14 protein-coding genes are annotated in these 14,444 nt (G+C 66.0%); 8 read left to right on the top strand and 6 right to left on the bottom strand.

Translation table 11 applies throughout. The features are described from left to right. Window positions 1–12: 12 nt before the first annotated feature. Together SLQ31_RS17400 and SLQ31_RS17395 are read right to left on the bottom strand one after the other, a co-directional pair. The gene (locus tag SLQ31_RS17400; protein WP_319434901.1) at window positions 13–1,035 is read right to left on the bottom strand and encodes a glycosyltransferase; all 1,023 of its coding nucleotides are present in this window, start codon (window positions 1,033–1,035) and stop codon (window positions 13–15) included. Continuing rightward, complete coding sequence (locus tag SLQ31_RS17395) at window positions 1,032–2,186, bottom strand: glycosyltransferase (protein WP_319434899.1); 1,155 nt, start codon at window positions 2,184–2,186, stop codon at window positions 1,032–1,034. The genes SLQ31_RS17400 and SLQ31_RS17395 overlap by 4 nt, the downstream gene beginning before the upstream one ends. A gap of 301 nt (window positions 2,187–2,487) precedes the next feature. Here SLQ31_RS17395 and SLQ31_RS17390 point away from each other — a divergent pair, with 301 nt between their 5' ends. From SLQ31_RS17390 to SLQ31_RS17375, 4 genes are all read left to right on the top strand, one after another. Then, a complete protein-coding gene (locus SLQ31_RS17390) occupies window positions 2,488–2,622 on the top strand; it encodes a hypothetical protein (protein WP_319434897.1) in 135 nt (44 codons plus the stop codon). A gap of 151 nt (window positions 2,623–2,773) precedes the next feature. Then, window positions 2,774–3,163: a DUF5994 family protein gene (locus SLQ31_RS17385; protein ID WP_413642355.1), complete on the top strand. Its 390-nt coding sequence runs from the start codon at window positions 2,774–2,776 to the stop codon at window positions 3,161–3,163. A gap of 106 nt (window positions 3,164–3,269) precedes the next feature. Then, window positions 3,270–4,595: an MFS transporter gene (locus SLQ31_RS17380; RefSeq protein WP_319434894.1), complete on the top strand. Its 1,326-nt coding sequence runs from the start codon at window positions 3,270–3,272 to the stop codon at window positions 4,593–4,595. After that, entirely contained in the window at window positions 4,570–5,022 is a 453-nt protein-coding gene (locus SLQ31_RS17375; RefSeq protein WP_319434892.1) for a DUF5709 domain-containing protein, read from the top strand. The genes SLQ31_RS17380 and SLQ31_RS17375 overlap by 26 nt, the downstream gene beginning before the upstream one ends. Before the next feature lie 15 nt (window positions 5,023–5,037). Here the strand turns inward: SLQ31_RS17375 and SLQ31_RS17370 are convergent, their stop codons facing one another. Then, a complete protein-coding gene (locus SLQ31_RS17370; protein ID WP_319434890.1) occupies window positions 5,038–6,840 on the bottom strand; it encodes a bifunctional serine/threonine-protein kinase/transporter substrate-binding domain-containing protein in 1,803 nt (600 codons plus the stop codon). Window positions 6,841–7,204: 364 nt separating this feature from the next. Here SLQ31_RS17370 and SLQ31_RS17365 point away from each other — a divergent pair, with 364 nt between their 5' ends. After that, entirely contained in the window at window positions 7,205–8,842 is a 1,638-nt protein-coding gene (locus tag SLQ31_RS17365; RefSeq protein ID WP_319434889.1) for a fatty acyl-AMP ligase, read from the top strand. 68 nt (window positions 8,843–8,910) lie between these two features. Then, entirely contained in the window at window positions 8,911–9,729 is an 819-nt protein-coding gene (locus tag SLQ31_RS17360) for a GAF and ANTAR domain-containing protein (RefSeq protein ID WP_319434888.1), read from the top strand. A gap of 10 nt (window positions 9,730–9,739) precedes the next feature. On the opposite strand, the gene SLQ31_RS17355 is transcribed toward SLQ31_RS17360, so the two are convergent. Further along, window positions 9,740–10,498 carry a GAF and ANTAR domain-containing protein gene (locus tag SLQ31_RS17355; protein WP_319434886.1) on the bottom strand — a complete coding sequence of 253 codons (759 nt, stop codon included), beginning with the start codon at window positions 10,496–10,498 and terminating at the stop codon, window positions 9,740–9,742. Beyond that, window positions 10,495–11,205, bottom strand: a complete 711-nt coding sequence (locus SLQ31_RS17350; RefSeq protein ID WP_319434884.1) for an ANTAR domain-containing protein — start codon at window positions 11,203–11,205, stop codon at window positions 10,495–10,497. Before SLQ31_RS17350 ends, SLQ31_RS17355 begins: the two co-directional genes overlap by 4 nt. A gap of 280 nt (window positions 11,206–11,485) precedes the next feature. Here SLQ31_RS17350 and SLQ31_RS17345 point away from each other — a divergent pair, with 280 nt between their 5' ends. Then, entirely contained in the window at window positions 11,486–12,592 is a 1,107-nt protein-coding gene (locus SLQ31_RS17345) for an acyl-CoA desaturase (RefSeq protein ID WP_319435807.1), read from the top strand. Here the strand turns inward: SLQ31_RS17345 and SLQ31_RS17340 are convergent. Then, window positions 12,589–13,203, bottom strand: a complete 615-nt coding sequence (locus tag SLQ31_RS17340; protein WP_319434882.1) for a hypothetical protein — start codon at window positions 13,201–13,203, stop codon at window positions 12,589–12,591. The genes SLQ31_RS17345 and SLQ31_RS17340 overlap by 4 nt on opposite strands. A 367-nt stretch (window positions 13,204–13,570) precedes the next feature. Here SLQ31_RS17340 and SLQ31_RS17335 point away from each other — a divergent pair, with 367 nt between their 5' ends. Next, window positions 13,571–14,443 (top strand): ABC transporter permease, encoded by an 873-nt coding sequence (locus tag SLQ31_RS17335; protein ID WP_319434880.1) that lies wholly within the window; start codon window positions 13,571–13,573, stop codon window positions 14,441–14,443. Window position 14,444 lies beyond the last annotated feature (1 nt).

The following is a 14,444-nucleotide window of genomic DNA, read 5'->3' as shown; positions in this document are numbered from 1 at the left end:
CGCGCGGCGACGTCATTTCTGCAGCAACGATATTCGCTGGGCGTGCTGCAATGTCGAGATGACGGCGAGCGTCGACTCCGTGCCCTGATTGCGGTTGACCCCGTCGGCCTGCAATCCGTCGAATCCGCCGCCGGTCTCGGGGTCCCACATGAGCTGGCCGGTGTCATTGGCACCGGTGAACCAGGACGCGGCAGCCCGTACTCCGTCGATCCATCTCGCGGCGGGGTCGACGCCAGCGGCGCGCGCGCACGCGTCGGCCAGCGACGAAATCTCGATCGGCTGCTGATCGAACGCGGGGCCGGTTTCGCCAGGGCCCCGTCCCCCGACAGGAGTCGGCGAGAAGTGATCACCCGACGTCTCGAGGTCCACCAGCCAGTCCAGCAGATCCAGGCCCCGCTGCCAGAGACTGGGAGCCTCCAACGCGACACCCGCGGCGATGATCGCCTCGGCGAGCACCGCGTTGGCATACGTCAGTCGCGGCTCTGGCCACGGCCAGTCGGCATCACCGTTTGGCTTGGGCACCGAGATCGCATAGTCGGTGATCAATTTGCGGGCAGCGCGATGATCAGGATGGGCCGTAAGAACTTCCGCGGCGCCCAGTGCCGCGTAGGCCATTGCACGCGGGGATGGCGAACGCACCTTCGCGGCGCGCTCGAACTGGACGAGCGCCGATTTGCGCACCCAGACGACCTCGCTGTGCGCGACCGCGGTGCCGAGTCCCCACAGACATCTGCCCCAGCACTCTTCCAAGTTCGGCTCGTCCATCCACTTGCCCGCGGCATCCATCCGGTTACGGCAGGCACCGGTGAGCGCCTGGGCGTCGCCAAGGAACCTCAGCGCAACACCGGCTAGGCGATTGACCTCGCCGGGTGCATCGGGCTGCCGACAGACGACGACGAGCACATGGGCCATGTCATCGGTGCAGTAGCCGTGTTCGGGCTGTGGCTGATCCAGATTCGCGTGCTCGAAGGTTCCACGATGGTCCGTCATCCGCAACAGTTGGTCGAAGACGGGGACCGGCGTGTCGCCGGTCATACCAATGCCGACCTCGTCGCGCAAAGTCGTTGTGCCAAATGAAGATAATCTCTGGCAACCACCGGCCACGCCATCGTGGGCGCCAAAAGCCGTGCCCTTGACGCCATCTGTCCGGAAAGGCGTGGCTGGGTCAGAACGCTATGCAGCGCCGAGCTCAACGCATCCGGATCATCGTGCGGCACAACGATTCCGGTACCGTCGCCGATCAGCTCGACGGCGTGCGGGAATGCGGTTGCCACGATCGGACGTCCGTTGGCGATCGCATCGACCAAAACGCCGGAGGCGGCTTGGTCGGTGCAGTCATTTGGCAACACCACCACCGAGGCGGACTGCACCATCGCGCTCAGTGCCGCGCCGCCACGGTAGGCGGGGTCGAAACTCACCGAGTCCGCGACGCCAAGGGATTTCGCCCGCTCCCGAAGCTCATCACGGTAGGCGTCGCCGTCGGCGGCGAGAATCTTCGGATGCGTGGGGCCGGCAACCAGGTAGCGGGGGCGCCCGGGGAGCTCACTGAGCGAGCCCATGACGTCGATGACGCGCTCGATGCCCTTGCCCGGACCGATCAGACCCCAGGTCAACAGTGTGGGACGCCCCGAGCGCTTCACCTGGGCATTGGCTGCCACGGTTGCCCCGTGCGGGATCGTGGTGATCTTTCGACGGTCGACTTCGTAGGCCTCACAGAGCCGCGCATGTGCGGCCGCTGTCATCACAACAACCTGATCGACTTCTGCCGCGATCGTCTCCAACACCCAACGCTGTTGTGGCGCAGGATCTTTAGGCACCGCGTGAGCAACAACGATCGACGGCACGCGCAGCCCACGAACGATGTCGACGATCTCGCCTCCGTCGGCACCACCGTAAATGTCGTAATCGTGTTGCACGATGACAACGTCAGATCGATTCAGCAGTTCGACGGTCGCCGCCACCGATGCCGGGACGCCGTTGACCAACTCGCCGACGACCTCGACGTCATCGCTGGTCGGTCCGTCGGCAATCCGAACCACATCGACGCGAGCGGCGTTGGCGCGCAGTCCGTCGGACAGGGCGGCGCTGAACGCAGCCAGCCCACATCGAGTCGGTGGATACGTGCTGAGAATTCCGATGCTCGGGACGCGGGAAACGCCCTGATACGGAACGGCAGCAGACGTCATCGATGGATGGACGGACAAAAAACTCAAGATGATCCCGCCTGGCGGTTGTCACCGGCATATCCGGCATGAGCGATTGCTCGGCAAGTACAGCGGCGGACGGCTGACTTATTCCGGACTGGCTGGGTTTCGAATACGGCTAACGTTACACCCCGGGACCAGCGGCTGCGCCCCCACGGGCACAGTGCACCGCGAATCGGCGCTACTCGACATCTCTTTTGCCAGTGCGAACTTCCCGGCGAGATGCGCGCGTACAGTCCAAGACAACGGGACCGTCGACAGGCCCCCAATCGAAGGGCCCCCCGTGGCAGACAAATCCCCTCGCCAGTCAATGACAAAGAAGACCGCCGGAAAGTCGCTGAAAGAGAAACGCGCGGACAAGCGCGCCAAATCCGACGGCAGTGCGACCGACAACGTGCTCAACAGCAAGAATCGCTGACCCACTTTCTTCCGATAGTCTCGATTTACCCAGCAGCACAACATCTTTCGGTTGATCTGCTGCGCATGTTCTATAGGAGCGTCGTATGACGCAATCAGGCGTTCGCCCATCAGTCGGCTGGAAAGAGCCGCCACCGCAACACACACCCCGCTTGCGGCTGAAGCCAAAAGGTCCCCTGACGGGTCGTGTTGACGGGGCTTGGTGGCCGCACAGCGAAGACCTCGAGGCAGAAGTTCCCGACCTGCTCGCGGTCCTGTCGGTTCGCCTCGGTCCCATCAGCTACGTCCTGTACAAGATGACGGAGTGGGTGAAGGCCGGCCGCAAATTGGCGGTCGGCGAACGATTTGTCCGCCTCGGCGGCGATCAGCGCCAACCGAGCAACACCGTCGAAGTCCAGGGACTGGGCGGCAGGAAGGTTGTCCTGTTGGTCGTGCCTGCCGCCACAGATCCCGATCGGGCGCACGCCATCATGATGGCCGCGTCGGCTCCCGGCAACGCCTCCAGCGTCGACGAACTGCTGGCAGTGGGCCACGACGGCTAGGTGAGGCGCCCGCAGCTGTCCACCAAACGGTGGACAGCGCGGTCAACCACCAGGTTCCGCTAGCCAGGGGATACCCCCACCATCTGCCAATGGTGACGATTGCCACATGGAATCACTCGAGGCAATCCGCACTCGCGCCCGCCGCGTTGCGCTCGCCAGCTACGTCGGCTCGGCGATCGAGTACTACGACTTCTTCATCTACGGGACCGCCGCTGCGCTGGTGTTTCCCGTCGTCTTCTTTCCGCACCTAAGTCCGCTGATGGCGACGATCGCCTCCCTGGGCACGTTCGCGGCAGCGTTTCTGTCCCGGCCGCTCGGCGCCGCGGTGTTCGGCCACTTCGGCGATCGCGTCGGCCGCAAGAACGCGCTGCTGTTCACGCTGGTGATCATGGGCGTCTGCAGCGTCGGCGTCGGCCTCATTCCGAGCACCGACACCATCGGCATGGCCGCGCCACTGCTGCTGATCACGATGCGGCTGCTGCAGGGCTTCGCCGTCGGCGGCGAATGGGCCGGCGCCGCGCTGATGAGTGCCGAGCAAGCGCCTCGGGGCAGGCGCGGATACTTCTGCATGTTCACCCAGCTGGGCCTCGGCACGGCGCTGGTGTTGGCCAACCTGGTGTTCCTCGGGGTGCACAGCGCCTTCGGTGACACCAATCCTGCCTTCCTGCAATGGGGTTGGCGAATTCCGTTCCTGCTCAGCGCCGTACTGCTGGCCGTAGCGCTCTACATCCGCGTGCATGTCGAGGAGAGCCCAGTGTTCGCCGAGTCGGCTACCGAACGGCCCGTCGGGGTCCCGATCGCCGATGCGGTACGCACGCAGGGCCGCGAGGTCATCCTGGCCGCCGGCGCGGTCGTCGCTCTGTTCATGCTGGCCTTCCAAGCCGGCACGTACTTCCCCAATTACGCTGCGACACACCTGCATTACGACGAGGACCTGATCCTGCTCGTCGGCGTGGTCGGTGGCCTGTGCTCGATCGCGTTCGTCGCCGCCTCGGCAACGCTCAGCGACACCTACGGCCGCAGGCGCGTGATGGCCGTCGGGTCCGCGCTGGCCCTGCCCTGGACGCTGATCCTGTTCCCGCTGGTCCAATCCGGTGACCCGGTCCGCTATGCCATCGCCATCATCGGCACCTACGCCATCATCGGAATCATGATGGGGCCCATGGCCGCATTCATCCCGGAGATCTTCGCCACCCGCTATCGCTACACGGGCACCGGGCTGTCCTACAACATCGGCGGCATCCTTGGCGGCGCGCTGCCCCCGGTGCTCTCCCCGATGCTGCTGTCGTCCTCGGGCAGCTGGGCGATCACCGCGATGATGGCCGGTTTCACGGTCGTAAGCCTGGTCAGCGTGTTGGCGCTGAGCGAGACTGCGGGCCGGGGGCTCGCCGTGCCATTCTGGAGCGGTGAGCACCTGGGACGACAGCACTGACACCGGCGACTACAGCGTCGAAGACGACAACCAGCTTCAACCCGAGGACACCCTGGTCGACCGTGGTGTCGACGACATCCTCGACGAGGGGATCTCGCCGCCGGAGCGACCGTATGCCCGCACCAACCTGGACCATCCCGGCCGGGAAACCCTCGACGAGCTGCTGGCCGAGGAGGAGCCCGACCCCGTGAGCCGGCTGAACAACGTGCTCGACGAGGCGAAAGGCGACGACTCCGACGGCGACGCGGAGTTCCCCGAGGACGACGAGGTCGGCCGGGCGCGCTCGGGCCGACTGGTGGCCTCCGATGAGGGATTCGGCGAGGACAGCGACTCCGAGCTGTTCGCCTCCGACGTCGGCATCGACGGTGGCGCGGCATCGGCCGAAGAGGCCGCCATGCACGTTATCGACGACGACGACGAGGGATGAGCGGGCCGTAAACCCTTAGCGCACAGCGCCGTTGATCACCGGCTTGTCGATAACGCCCTTCTCGACGCCCCAGATCGTGGCGATGGTGCGGTACTCCCCCGTCTCGATCAGGTGCGCCAGCGCCAGCTGCAGCGATTGCGCCAGTCCGGAGTCCTTGGCCACCGGCCAGCCGTAGGGCACGGAGTCGAACACGGCGCCTGCGGCCTCGAGCTGTCCGCCGCTGGTCTTGACGGCGAACCCGGTGACGGGCGAGTCGGCCGACATCGCATCGACCTCGCCGGCGGTCAGTGCGGTGTTGAGGTCGTCCTGACGGGTGTAGATCACCTTCTTGATGGGCGCCTTTCCGGCTGCCACACACGCGTCGCTCTTGCCCGGAAGCTCCTCGCTCTCCTGCAGCGACGGATAGGCCACACCGACCTTGAGCCCGCAGGCGTTGTCGGGGTCGATCGCCACCCCGGGGCGCTGTGCCCACAGAGTGCCGGCCCGGAAGTAGGTGACGAAGTCGGCGGCCGCTTCCCGCTCCTTGGTATCGGTGAACGAGGACATGCCGACGTTGAAGTCACCGGCGCGCACCGAGGGGATGATCGCCTCGAACGCGGTCTGCCGGTATTCCGGCGTCAGCCCAAGGGTGCGCGCCATCGCGTTCATCAGATCGACGTCGAACCCGACGACCTTGCCGTCAGCATCAATGAATTCATTTGGTGCATAAGGGATATTGACACCGACGACCAGCCGTCCCGAGTCCCGGATCTTTTGGGGCACGGTCGCCGCGATCGCCGGCACCGCACCCAGCGCCGGCGGAGTCGGCACCGAACTGGACGCTGTGCCGGCCAAACTTGTCGCGCTATTCGACCGGCTGTCTGATCCCTGCCACTGCCACGCCCCGATCCCCGCGGCGGCCACCAGCAGCACCGCACCGCCCACGGCGAACACGGTCCGTCGCCGCCGCGGTCGCGGTGCCGCGGCCATCGAATGACGCCCCGACCCGCCGACCTTGCGTACCGGCGTGGTCAACGCCTGGCGGGCGGCGGCGGCCAGCTCACCGGCGCTGCGGTAGCGCTCGGCGGGTTTCTTGGCCATGCCCTTGGCGATGATGTCGTCGAACGCCGCCAGCCTCAGATCTTTGTCGGACGGCCGCGGCGCCGGCGTGGTCATATGCCCGGCGATCTGCTGTTCCAGGCTGTCGTTGGGATAGGGCCGGGTGCCGGTGAGGCACTCGTAGAGCACGCAGGTCAGGGCGTACACATCGGATCGCAGGTCGGCCTGGCCGCCGCTGAACCGTTCGGGAGCCATGTAGGCCAGGGTCCCCAACGTGCTTCCGGCCGTCGTCAGGCCCGCCTCACTCGCCGTCCTAGCCAGGCCGAAGTCGATGAGGTAGGCGAACTCGCGGGCGGTGATCAGGATGTTGGAGGGCTTGACGTCGCGGTGGATCAGGCCGGCCGCGTGCGCGGCGTCCAATGCGGCGCCAACCTGCTCGACGATGTCGACCGCCATCGGCGGCGGCAGTGGCTTGCCGGCGTCGGCAAGGATCGTGTCCAGGGTGCGGCCGTCGATCAGGCGCATATCCAGGTACAACCGGCCGTCGATCTCGCCGAATCCGTGAATGGGAACGACGTGCGGTTCGTTGAGGGCGGCCACCGCCTGCGCTTCCCGGCGGAACCGTTGCTGGAAGACGACATCCTCGGCCAGCCGGTGCGGGAGCACCTTGAGGGCGACCACGCGGTCGGTCTTGGTGTCGTAGGCCCGGTAGACCTCGCCCATGCCGCCGCGACCTATCAGCTCTCGCAGCTGATAGTGCCCGAATGGTGTCGCCTCCACCAGCTACTCCTCGGCAGCTCCCTGACCGTCGATTGAAGCTACATCACCTTTGCCAGCGACACCGCCCGTCAGCGGGACAAACCACATCCGAGGTGCCGATGGCCTGCGAGCCTTCGACCTCGGGCGCCTTTGCGCGGTACGGTCAATGCGGCTGACCCACCAGCTTCTCGGAAACGTCACGGCGGCGATCTGAACTCCCCGTCGCACGGGCATCCCAGCCCGACGTAAGCCGATCGATAGTTTGGCGCCCATTCGGGACGCGTGGCCCAACAAAGCGCCGCTGTCCACGGCACCCGCGGCAGACCGCCTGCGGCCACCAACATCGCAGGTCACGTCCTTGCGCGGCCTGCAGAAGGAAGGCTCTGTGAGCCAGTTCACCGAGACGATGTTCCGCAACGCCCAGTGGAGCATGAAGGGCTTGATCACTGGCGAGCCCGACGCCCCCGTGCGGCACACCTGGGCAGAGGTGCACGCGCGCGCCTGCCGGGTCGCCGGCGGGCTGGCGGCAGCCGGTGTCGGCCACGGTGATGCCGTTGCTGTGCTGGCCGGAGCTCCCGTCGACATCGCACCGACCGCACAGGGCGTCTGGATTCGGGGCGCCAGCGTCACCATGCTGCACCAGCCCACGCCGCGCACCGACCTGCTGCGCTGGGCGGAAGAGACCGCCACGGTCCTCGACACCATCGACGCCAAGGCCGTCGTCGTCGGGGAACCGTTCCTCCCGGCCGCGCCGCTCCTCACCGAGCGGGGAATGCGGGTGCTGATCGCCGAGGACCTGCTACGTGCGGACCCGGTGCGCCGTCCCGTCGAAACCTGCGACGACGACCTCGCCCTGTTGCAGCTGACCTCGGGTTCGACCGGCTCCCCCAAGGCGGTCCACATCACCCACGCCAACGTCGTCGCGAACGCCGAGGCGATGTTCGCCGGTGCCAAGGTCGACGTCGAGTCCGATGTGATCGTCAGCTGGTTGCCCTGCTTCCACGACATGGGCATGACCGGTTTCCTGACCGTACCCATGTACTTCGGTGTCGAGCTGATCAAGATCACCCCGATGGACTTCCTCCGCGATAACTTGTTGTGGGTCAAGCTGATTGACAAGTACAAGGCGACGATGACCGCGGCTCCCAACTTTGCCTACAACCTCTTGGCGAAGCGACTGCGCAGCCTGGCCCTACCGGGCGAGTTCGACCTGTCGTCGCTGCGATGGGCGCTCTCCGGTGCCGAACAGGTCGACCCCGCCGACGTCGAGGACCTATGCGCGGCCGGCGCCCCCCACGGGCTGGCACCCGAGGCGATCCTGCCCGCGTACGGCATGGCCGAGACAACCGTCGCCGCATCCTTTTCCACCTGTGGCGCGGGCATGACGGTCGACGAGATCGACGCCGACCTCCTGGCTGTCCTGCACCGCGCCGTGCCGGCAACCCGCGGGAACATCAGGCGCCTGGTGACACTCGGCCGCCTGCTGAACGGGCTGGAGGCCCGCATCGTCGACGAGGACGGTGGCGTGCTCAGCGCCCGCGGCGTCGGCGTGATCCAACTGCGCGGCGACCCCGTCACGCCCGGCTACACCACGGTCGCCGGGTTCATCTCCGCTCAAGACGAACAGGGCTGGTACGACACCGGCGATCTGGGTTACCTCACCGAGAAGGACGAGATCGTCGTCTGCGGCCGGCTCAAGGACGTCATCATCATGGCCGGGCGCAACATCTATCCGACCGACATCGAACGCGCCGCCGCCCGTGTCGACGGAGTGCGGCCGGGCTGTGCGGTGGCCGTCCGGCTCGATGCCGGACATTCCCGCGAGTCCTTCGCAGTTGCGGTGGAGTCCAAGGCTTTCGACGATCGCGACGAGGTGCGGCGCATCGAGCACGAAGTGGTGCACGAGGTGGTGGTGGAGGTCAACGCCCGGCCACGCAACGTCGTGGTCCTCGCTCCGGGAATCATCCCGAAGACACCGTCGGGCAAGTTACGGCGCGCGCACGCCTTGTCTTTGGTCACCTGATGATGGCGAGTAGATTGATCGCGGAGAGGCCCCTCGGTCTCCACCCGTAACACCCGGGAGGAGAGGTGATGGACGACTACGACCCGCAGCCCGACCGTAAGCCGCCCCCGGAACCAGAGCTCTCCCCGGCCCAGCTCCAGTCTGATGAACTGGACCTGAGCGCCGGGCTCGGCGGCTTGGCCGGCATTGTCGCCGACGCCCGCACTGTCGACGAAATGCTGGGCCAGGTAGCACAATTCGCGGTTCAAGCGATACCAGGTGCCGATGGCGCAGGGGTCACGCTGACGACTCAGCCCCACGACACCGACTCGGGTGGCGACCAAATACACATCCAGGCGTGGTCGGTCACCGCCGATTTCGTTCGGATCATCGACACCCTGCAATACGACAAGCTCGGCGAGGGGCCGTGCATCACCTGCATTCAGACCGGGCGCCCCGCGGTCAGTGGCTCGCTGGGCAGCGACCGCCGCTGGCCGCATTTCGGCGGCTCGGTGGCGCGCATGGGGGTGCACTCCGCACTCTCCCTGCCGCTGGCAGTCGGTGACCGGGTCATCGGCGCCATCAACTCCTACGCCTACGGCAGGGACGCATTCACCGAGCACGCCGTCCAGTTGGGCAGCCAATTCGCCGGGCCCGCCGCGGTATCGGTCTACAACACGCAACTGTTGGCCAACACCCGACTGCGGACGACGCAACTGCAGCAGGCCCTGCGCAGCCGGGCGGTTATCGACCAGGCGATCGGCATCATCCGCAGCCGCTCGGGCGGGACCGCGCAGGAGGCGTTTGACCGTCTCACCCGGATCAGCCAGCGGGAGCACGTCAAACTGGCGGACGTGGCCGAACAGCTCGTCGACGAGGCGGTCCGGCGGGCTCGGGCCCGTCAGTAACGAGAAGGGCTCACCGCTGGCGCTGGCGGGCCAGGTCCTTAAGCGCCCTGACCAAGTCCGGCCGGGTGTAGCGGTCCCTCATCAACCGTCTCGCGACATCGGTGAGGTGCTCGCCGCGCAGCCGACTGTGCGTGCGGATCAACCGGAAAGCCTCATCCATCGATACCTCGAGTACCTCGCTGAGATACCCCTTGGCCTGCTCGACCTGGATGCGACCGGACAGCGCGGAGCGCAGCGGCGTCAGCAACGTGGCCGGGTCTGGCGGGAGTTCCTTCAAGACAGCCACACACGCGATGTGAGCGAGGGTCTGACCGACCAGTTGATCCGCCTCGGTGAGTTCGCCGGGGTGGGTGCCGAACAAACCGAGCGCGCCGAGCACGGATCCGGCTGCCCGCATCGGCAGCGCGTGCACCGAGGCGAAGCCGGCCTCGGTCGCGGCAGGAACGAACCGCGGCCACCGGTCGATCTGGGTGCCTATGTCGGCGATCAGAACCGGTTCGCCGCTGCGATAGCACTCGATGCAGGGCCCCTCTTCGGCCTGCAGTTGAAACAGTTCGATGTCGCGCGTCTGCTCGGAAGTGGCGGCGAGCAGATGGAGTTGTTGCAGCGGATCGGCGAGCAAGAATCCAGCAGACGCGACATCGAGCAGGTCCGCGCAGCGTTCGGTCAGTTCGGTGAGCAGATCGACAACGTCGAAGTCGTCGAGCAGGCTGTCGACCAGCGATACCACTGCGCTCAGCACACGGGTTTCACGAAGGTCGTCGTTCATCGGTCCGTCTCCAGTCTCAACCGTCGGTCGATGATGTCGTGGGCTACGTCGGTGGCGCTTCGACCGGTGGCATAGGCGTGCGCACGCAGCCGTACCAGCGCCTCGGTGGGATCGACGTCCAATTGCGCCACCAACATTCCGGTTGCCTGGCTGACCTCGGCGCGACTCAACACGCAGAGCTCCGTCCAGGCATTGCTGGTGGGATCGTCGACGGCGGCCTGCAGGTCGCCGGCGAGCAGATCGAGCACCGGTACGCCGGCCAGCTCCGCGGCGATAGCCGCACCCGCGAGCTGTTCACCCGCCAGTTCACCGGGCTGAACTCGGAACAGGTCGAGGGCGCCGATGTACTCGCCCGCGGCCAGCACCGGCATGGCGAAGACGCCCCGGATCCGATACTCCAGCATGGCCCGTCCGTAACTGGGCCAGCGCGCTTCGCCGGGATGCGCAAGATCGACCACGACCACTGGTGCGTGCAGGCTGACCGCGTCCAGGCACGGCCCTTCACCGTAGGTGAACTGCAATTCGTCATAGGCCGCCGCCGAATTGCCGCTGGACCCCAGTGTTCCCGCATTCGCACCGTCGAAGACAAGCGAGATCGCGGCGGCATCAACGTCGAGCAGCAGCACACACGCCTCACAGAGCCGATCGGCGGCCTTTGTTCCACGCTGGCCGTCGACGGCCGCAACAAGCTCATCCTGGATCGTCAAAACGAGCCGGACCAGATGTGGAAGGCTGGTGCGGCGCGTATCGGTTCCGCAGCCATCCCTTTACCCTCCCCTAGTCGTCACGTCATTGCGAGTATTTGCCCAAGCCCAGCGGCAATGCCGCTCCTGCGGCAGACGGGTAGGCTCAAGACGCTGGCACCCACAGCCGGCCCGAATCGGCGTCCCATCTCCGCGACACCGCGAGCATCCGCTCACAGTCGGGCACCTCGTCCAACTCCGTTGCCGCTCAACCGCGCAACAGTCGCGCCTTCGAGGACTTCCCATCGCCATCACAGATGTCGCCGAATTTGCACACCTGAGCCAGCACGAGATCGACACACTCGCGGACGCGCTCGATGCGATCCGCGCCGAGGTCGAAGAGTCCCGCGGCGCGCGCGACGCCACCTACATTCGCCGCACGATCCTGTTCCAGCGAGCATTGGATGCCGGCTCGCGCCTGCTGATCTTCGGCAGCCGATCCCGACGCGGGTGGGCACTCGGAGTGGTCTCGCTGGCCGTGGCCAAGAGCATCGAGAACATGGAAATCGGCCACAATGTTGCTCATGGGCAATGGGATTGGATGAACGATCCCGAGATCCACTCGGCGACCTGGGAATGGGACATGGCCGGGCTCATGTCGCAATGGCGGTTCTCGCATAACTACCGGCACCACGTATTCGCCAACGTCGTCGGAGTCGACGACGACCTCGGCTTCGGCATCATGCGGGTCACCCGCGATGTCGAGTGGCGCCCGCGCAATCTGATGCAGCCGTTGCGCAACGCCCTGCTGGCCATCATCTTCGAGTGGGGCATCGCGCTGCATGGTTTGCATTCCGAGCACGAACGCGCGGACAGCCCCGAGGAGCGCGACGGCCACAGTCGGGCGTTCAAGGCCAAGATCAAGCGTCAAGTTCTCAAGGACTACGTTCTGATCCCGGCCGTCAACGGAACTCGCTGGCGACGGGCGTTGACAGCGAACGCCGCAGCTAACATCCTGCGCAATCTCTGGGCCTACGCGGTGATCTTCTGCGGGCATTTCCCGGACGGCGTCGCAACGTTCACGCCCGATGTCGTGAAGCAGGAAAGCAAGGGCGAGTGGTACCTACGCCAGATGCTCGGAAGCGCTAACTTCCGCGCCGGACGGGTGCTCGCGTTTTTGAGTGGAAACCTGTGTTACCAGATCGAACACCACCTGTTCCCCGACCTCCCGAGCAACCGCTATGCCGCCATCGCGCCCCGCGTGCGGGCGCTGTGCGACAGCTACGGGCTGCCGTACACCACGGGACCGCTGCTGAACCAGTTCCTGCAGACCCAGCGGACCATCATCAAGTTGGCGCTCCCGGATCGGTCCGTGAGCGCCGCACCGCGTGGCGTCGGCGCCCGGATCTAGCTCGGCAATCCTGCCGCGACGGCGGCCGCCTGCTTGCGCGCCACGTCAAGGACGGCATCTGAGGGGGCCGGGTTTCCTGGAGCGCTGTCGTACTCCAGGTCGACCAGGGCGCGGCCCTGGGTGAAGACCACCTCGGAGATCTCCATCGACTTCTTCTTCGCCGGGCCTTCGACCATGAACCCGTTCGCGCCTATGTCGACCGGTTTCTGCTGGCCATCGACCTTGTCGGTGATGGCGTCCTTCATCGGTTGGATCGTGGCGGCAGCTGCGGCGGCGTCGGGGAACGCCGCGATCGTGACGACGACGACCCGGCTGCCGTCCGCGTTCTTGTAGGTCTGACCGGTGCCGGTCGTACCGCCGGGGTTGGGCGTCGGCGGGCCGTCGGCAGTGAAGTCCGGGCCGATGTCGCCGGGCTTGATCAGCAGCGAGCTGTAGTCGGCGTCGGCACCCGTCGGGCTCGCGGCGCTCGGCGAGGCCGCGGCACTCGTCATCGCCGGCGAAATCACGGATTCCTTTGTGCTGGGCGAGGATTGATCGGATCCGCCACAACCGGCGATAGCGAGTGCGACGGCAGCGGCGACGGCCACACCCATCGGGAGCGGACGGTACATAGCTGCCTCCTCTGGCGACAGCTCTATGTATAGCCGCTGGCCGCGCGACCCGACCTGCAAACACCGACATAAGCCGACTTATGCCCCTCGCGAAGGTCCGGATACAGGACCTACGGTTAACATCGCACACACCATAGGCACGATTATGTTAATGAATATTCTCCATTTTCTTGACGGCCGCAGCAACCGCGTCTTACGGTGACGGCAGGTCGGGGGACGTCGACAACGCGAGTTTCGGACTCAACGCGACGGTGGGCTAGCGCAAGCTCCATCGCAAGCGTCGTCTCTTCTGCTTGCCAAAGTGCATAGGGCTCATCCCATTTGGAATCCAGATGACAGCGCGGGACAGAGATGACAGTGCGAGACCGTGACAATCGCTGATCGCGAGCCGTCGCCGGTCGCCGCCCGCACCCCCGATGGGGTGCAGGCCATCGAAAACTGGACCGTCGGCTATGTAAAGCGACATCCGCTCGCTTCGCTCGCCACCGTCGGTGACCAGTTCGTTCTCGGGGTGAGAACGCTGCAGTACTTGTTCCTCGACCTCGTCACCGGCCGCTTTCCGCTGCAGGAGTTCGTCCGCCAGGGCGCGTTCATGGCAGGTACGGCCGTGATGCCGACCGTGTTGGTGGCACTGCCGGTCGGCGTGACGCTCTCGATCCAGTTCGCCCTGCTCGCCGGGCAGGTCGGCGCCACCTCGCTGGCGGGCGCGGCCAGTGGTCTGGCCGTGATCCGGCAAGCCGCGTCGCTGGTGGCGGCGATCCTGATGGCGGCCGCCGTCGGCTCGGCGATCACCGCCGACCTCGGCTCGCGCACCATGCGTGAAGAGATCGACGCCATGGAGGTTATGGGAGTCTCGGTCATCCGCCGCCTCGTCGTCCCGCGGTTCGCCGCCGCAATCATGATCGGCGTCGCCCTCACCGGGGTGGTGTGTTTCGTCGGGTTCCTGGCCAGCTATCTGTTCAACGTCTATTTCCAGAACGGCGCCCCCGGCAGCTTCGTGGCGACCTTCGCGTCGTTCACCACACCGGGCGACATGGTGCTGGCACTACTCAAAGCCGTGGTCTTCGGTGCGATCGTCGCGATCGTGTCGAGTCAGAAGGGGCTGTCCACCAAGGGCGGGCCGACCGGGGTGGCCAACTCGGTCAATGCCGCTGTGGTCGAATCCATCCTGATCCTGATGATCGTCAACGTCGCCATCAGCCAGCTCTACAACATGCTGTTCCCCCGAGTGGGGCTGTGAT

Source organism: Mycobacterium sp. RTGN5 (assembly GCF_033804465.1).
GTDB lineage: Bacteria > Actinomycetota > Actinomycetes > Mycobacteriales > Mycobacteriaceae > Mycobacterium.
Note: the sequence above shows the minus strand (reverse complement) of the source record. Positions and strands in the feature narration are given on the sequence as shown.

Excerpts from the sequence above, each read along its gene's own strand:
- SLQ31_RS17380 (WP_319434894.1), top strand. The coding sequence starts at position 3,270 with ATGGAATCACTCGAGGCAATCCGCACTCGCGCCCGCCGCGTTGCGCTC.
- SLQ31_RS17355 (WP_319434886.1), bottom strand. The coding sequence starts at position 10,498 with ATGAACGACGACCTTCGTGAAACCCGTGTGCTGAGCGCAGTGGTATCG.
- SLQ31_RS17395 (WP_319434899.1), bottom strand. The coding sequence starts at position 2,186 with ATGACGTCTGCTGCCGTTCCGTATCAGGGCGTTTCCCGCGTCCCGAGC.
- SLQ31_RS17340 (WP_319434882.1), bottom strand. The coding sequence starts at position 13,203 with ATGTACCGTCCGCTCCCGATGGGTGTGGCCGTCGCCGCTGCCGTCGCA.
- SLQ31_RS17360 (WP_319434888.1), top strand. The coding sequence starts at position 8,911 with ATGGACGACTACGACCCGCAGCCCGACCGTAAGCCGCCCCCGGAACCA.
- SLQ31_RS17400 (WP_319434901.1), bottom strand. The coding sequence starts at position 1,035 with ATGACCGGCGACACGCCGGTCCCCGTCTTCGACCAACTGTTGCGGATG.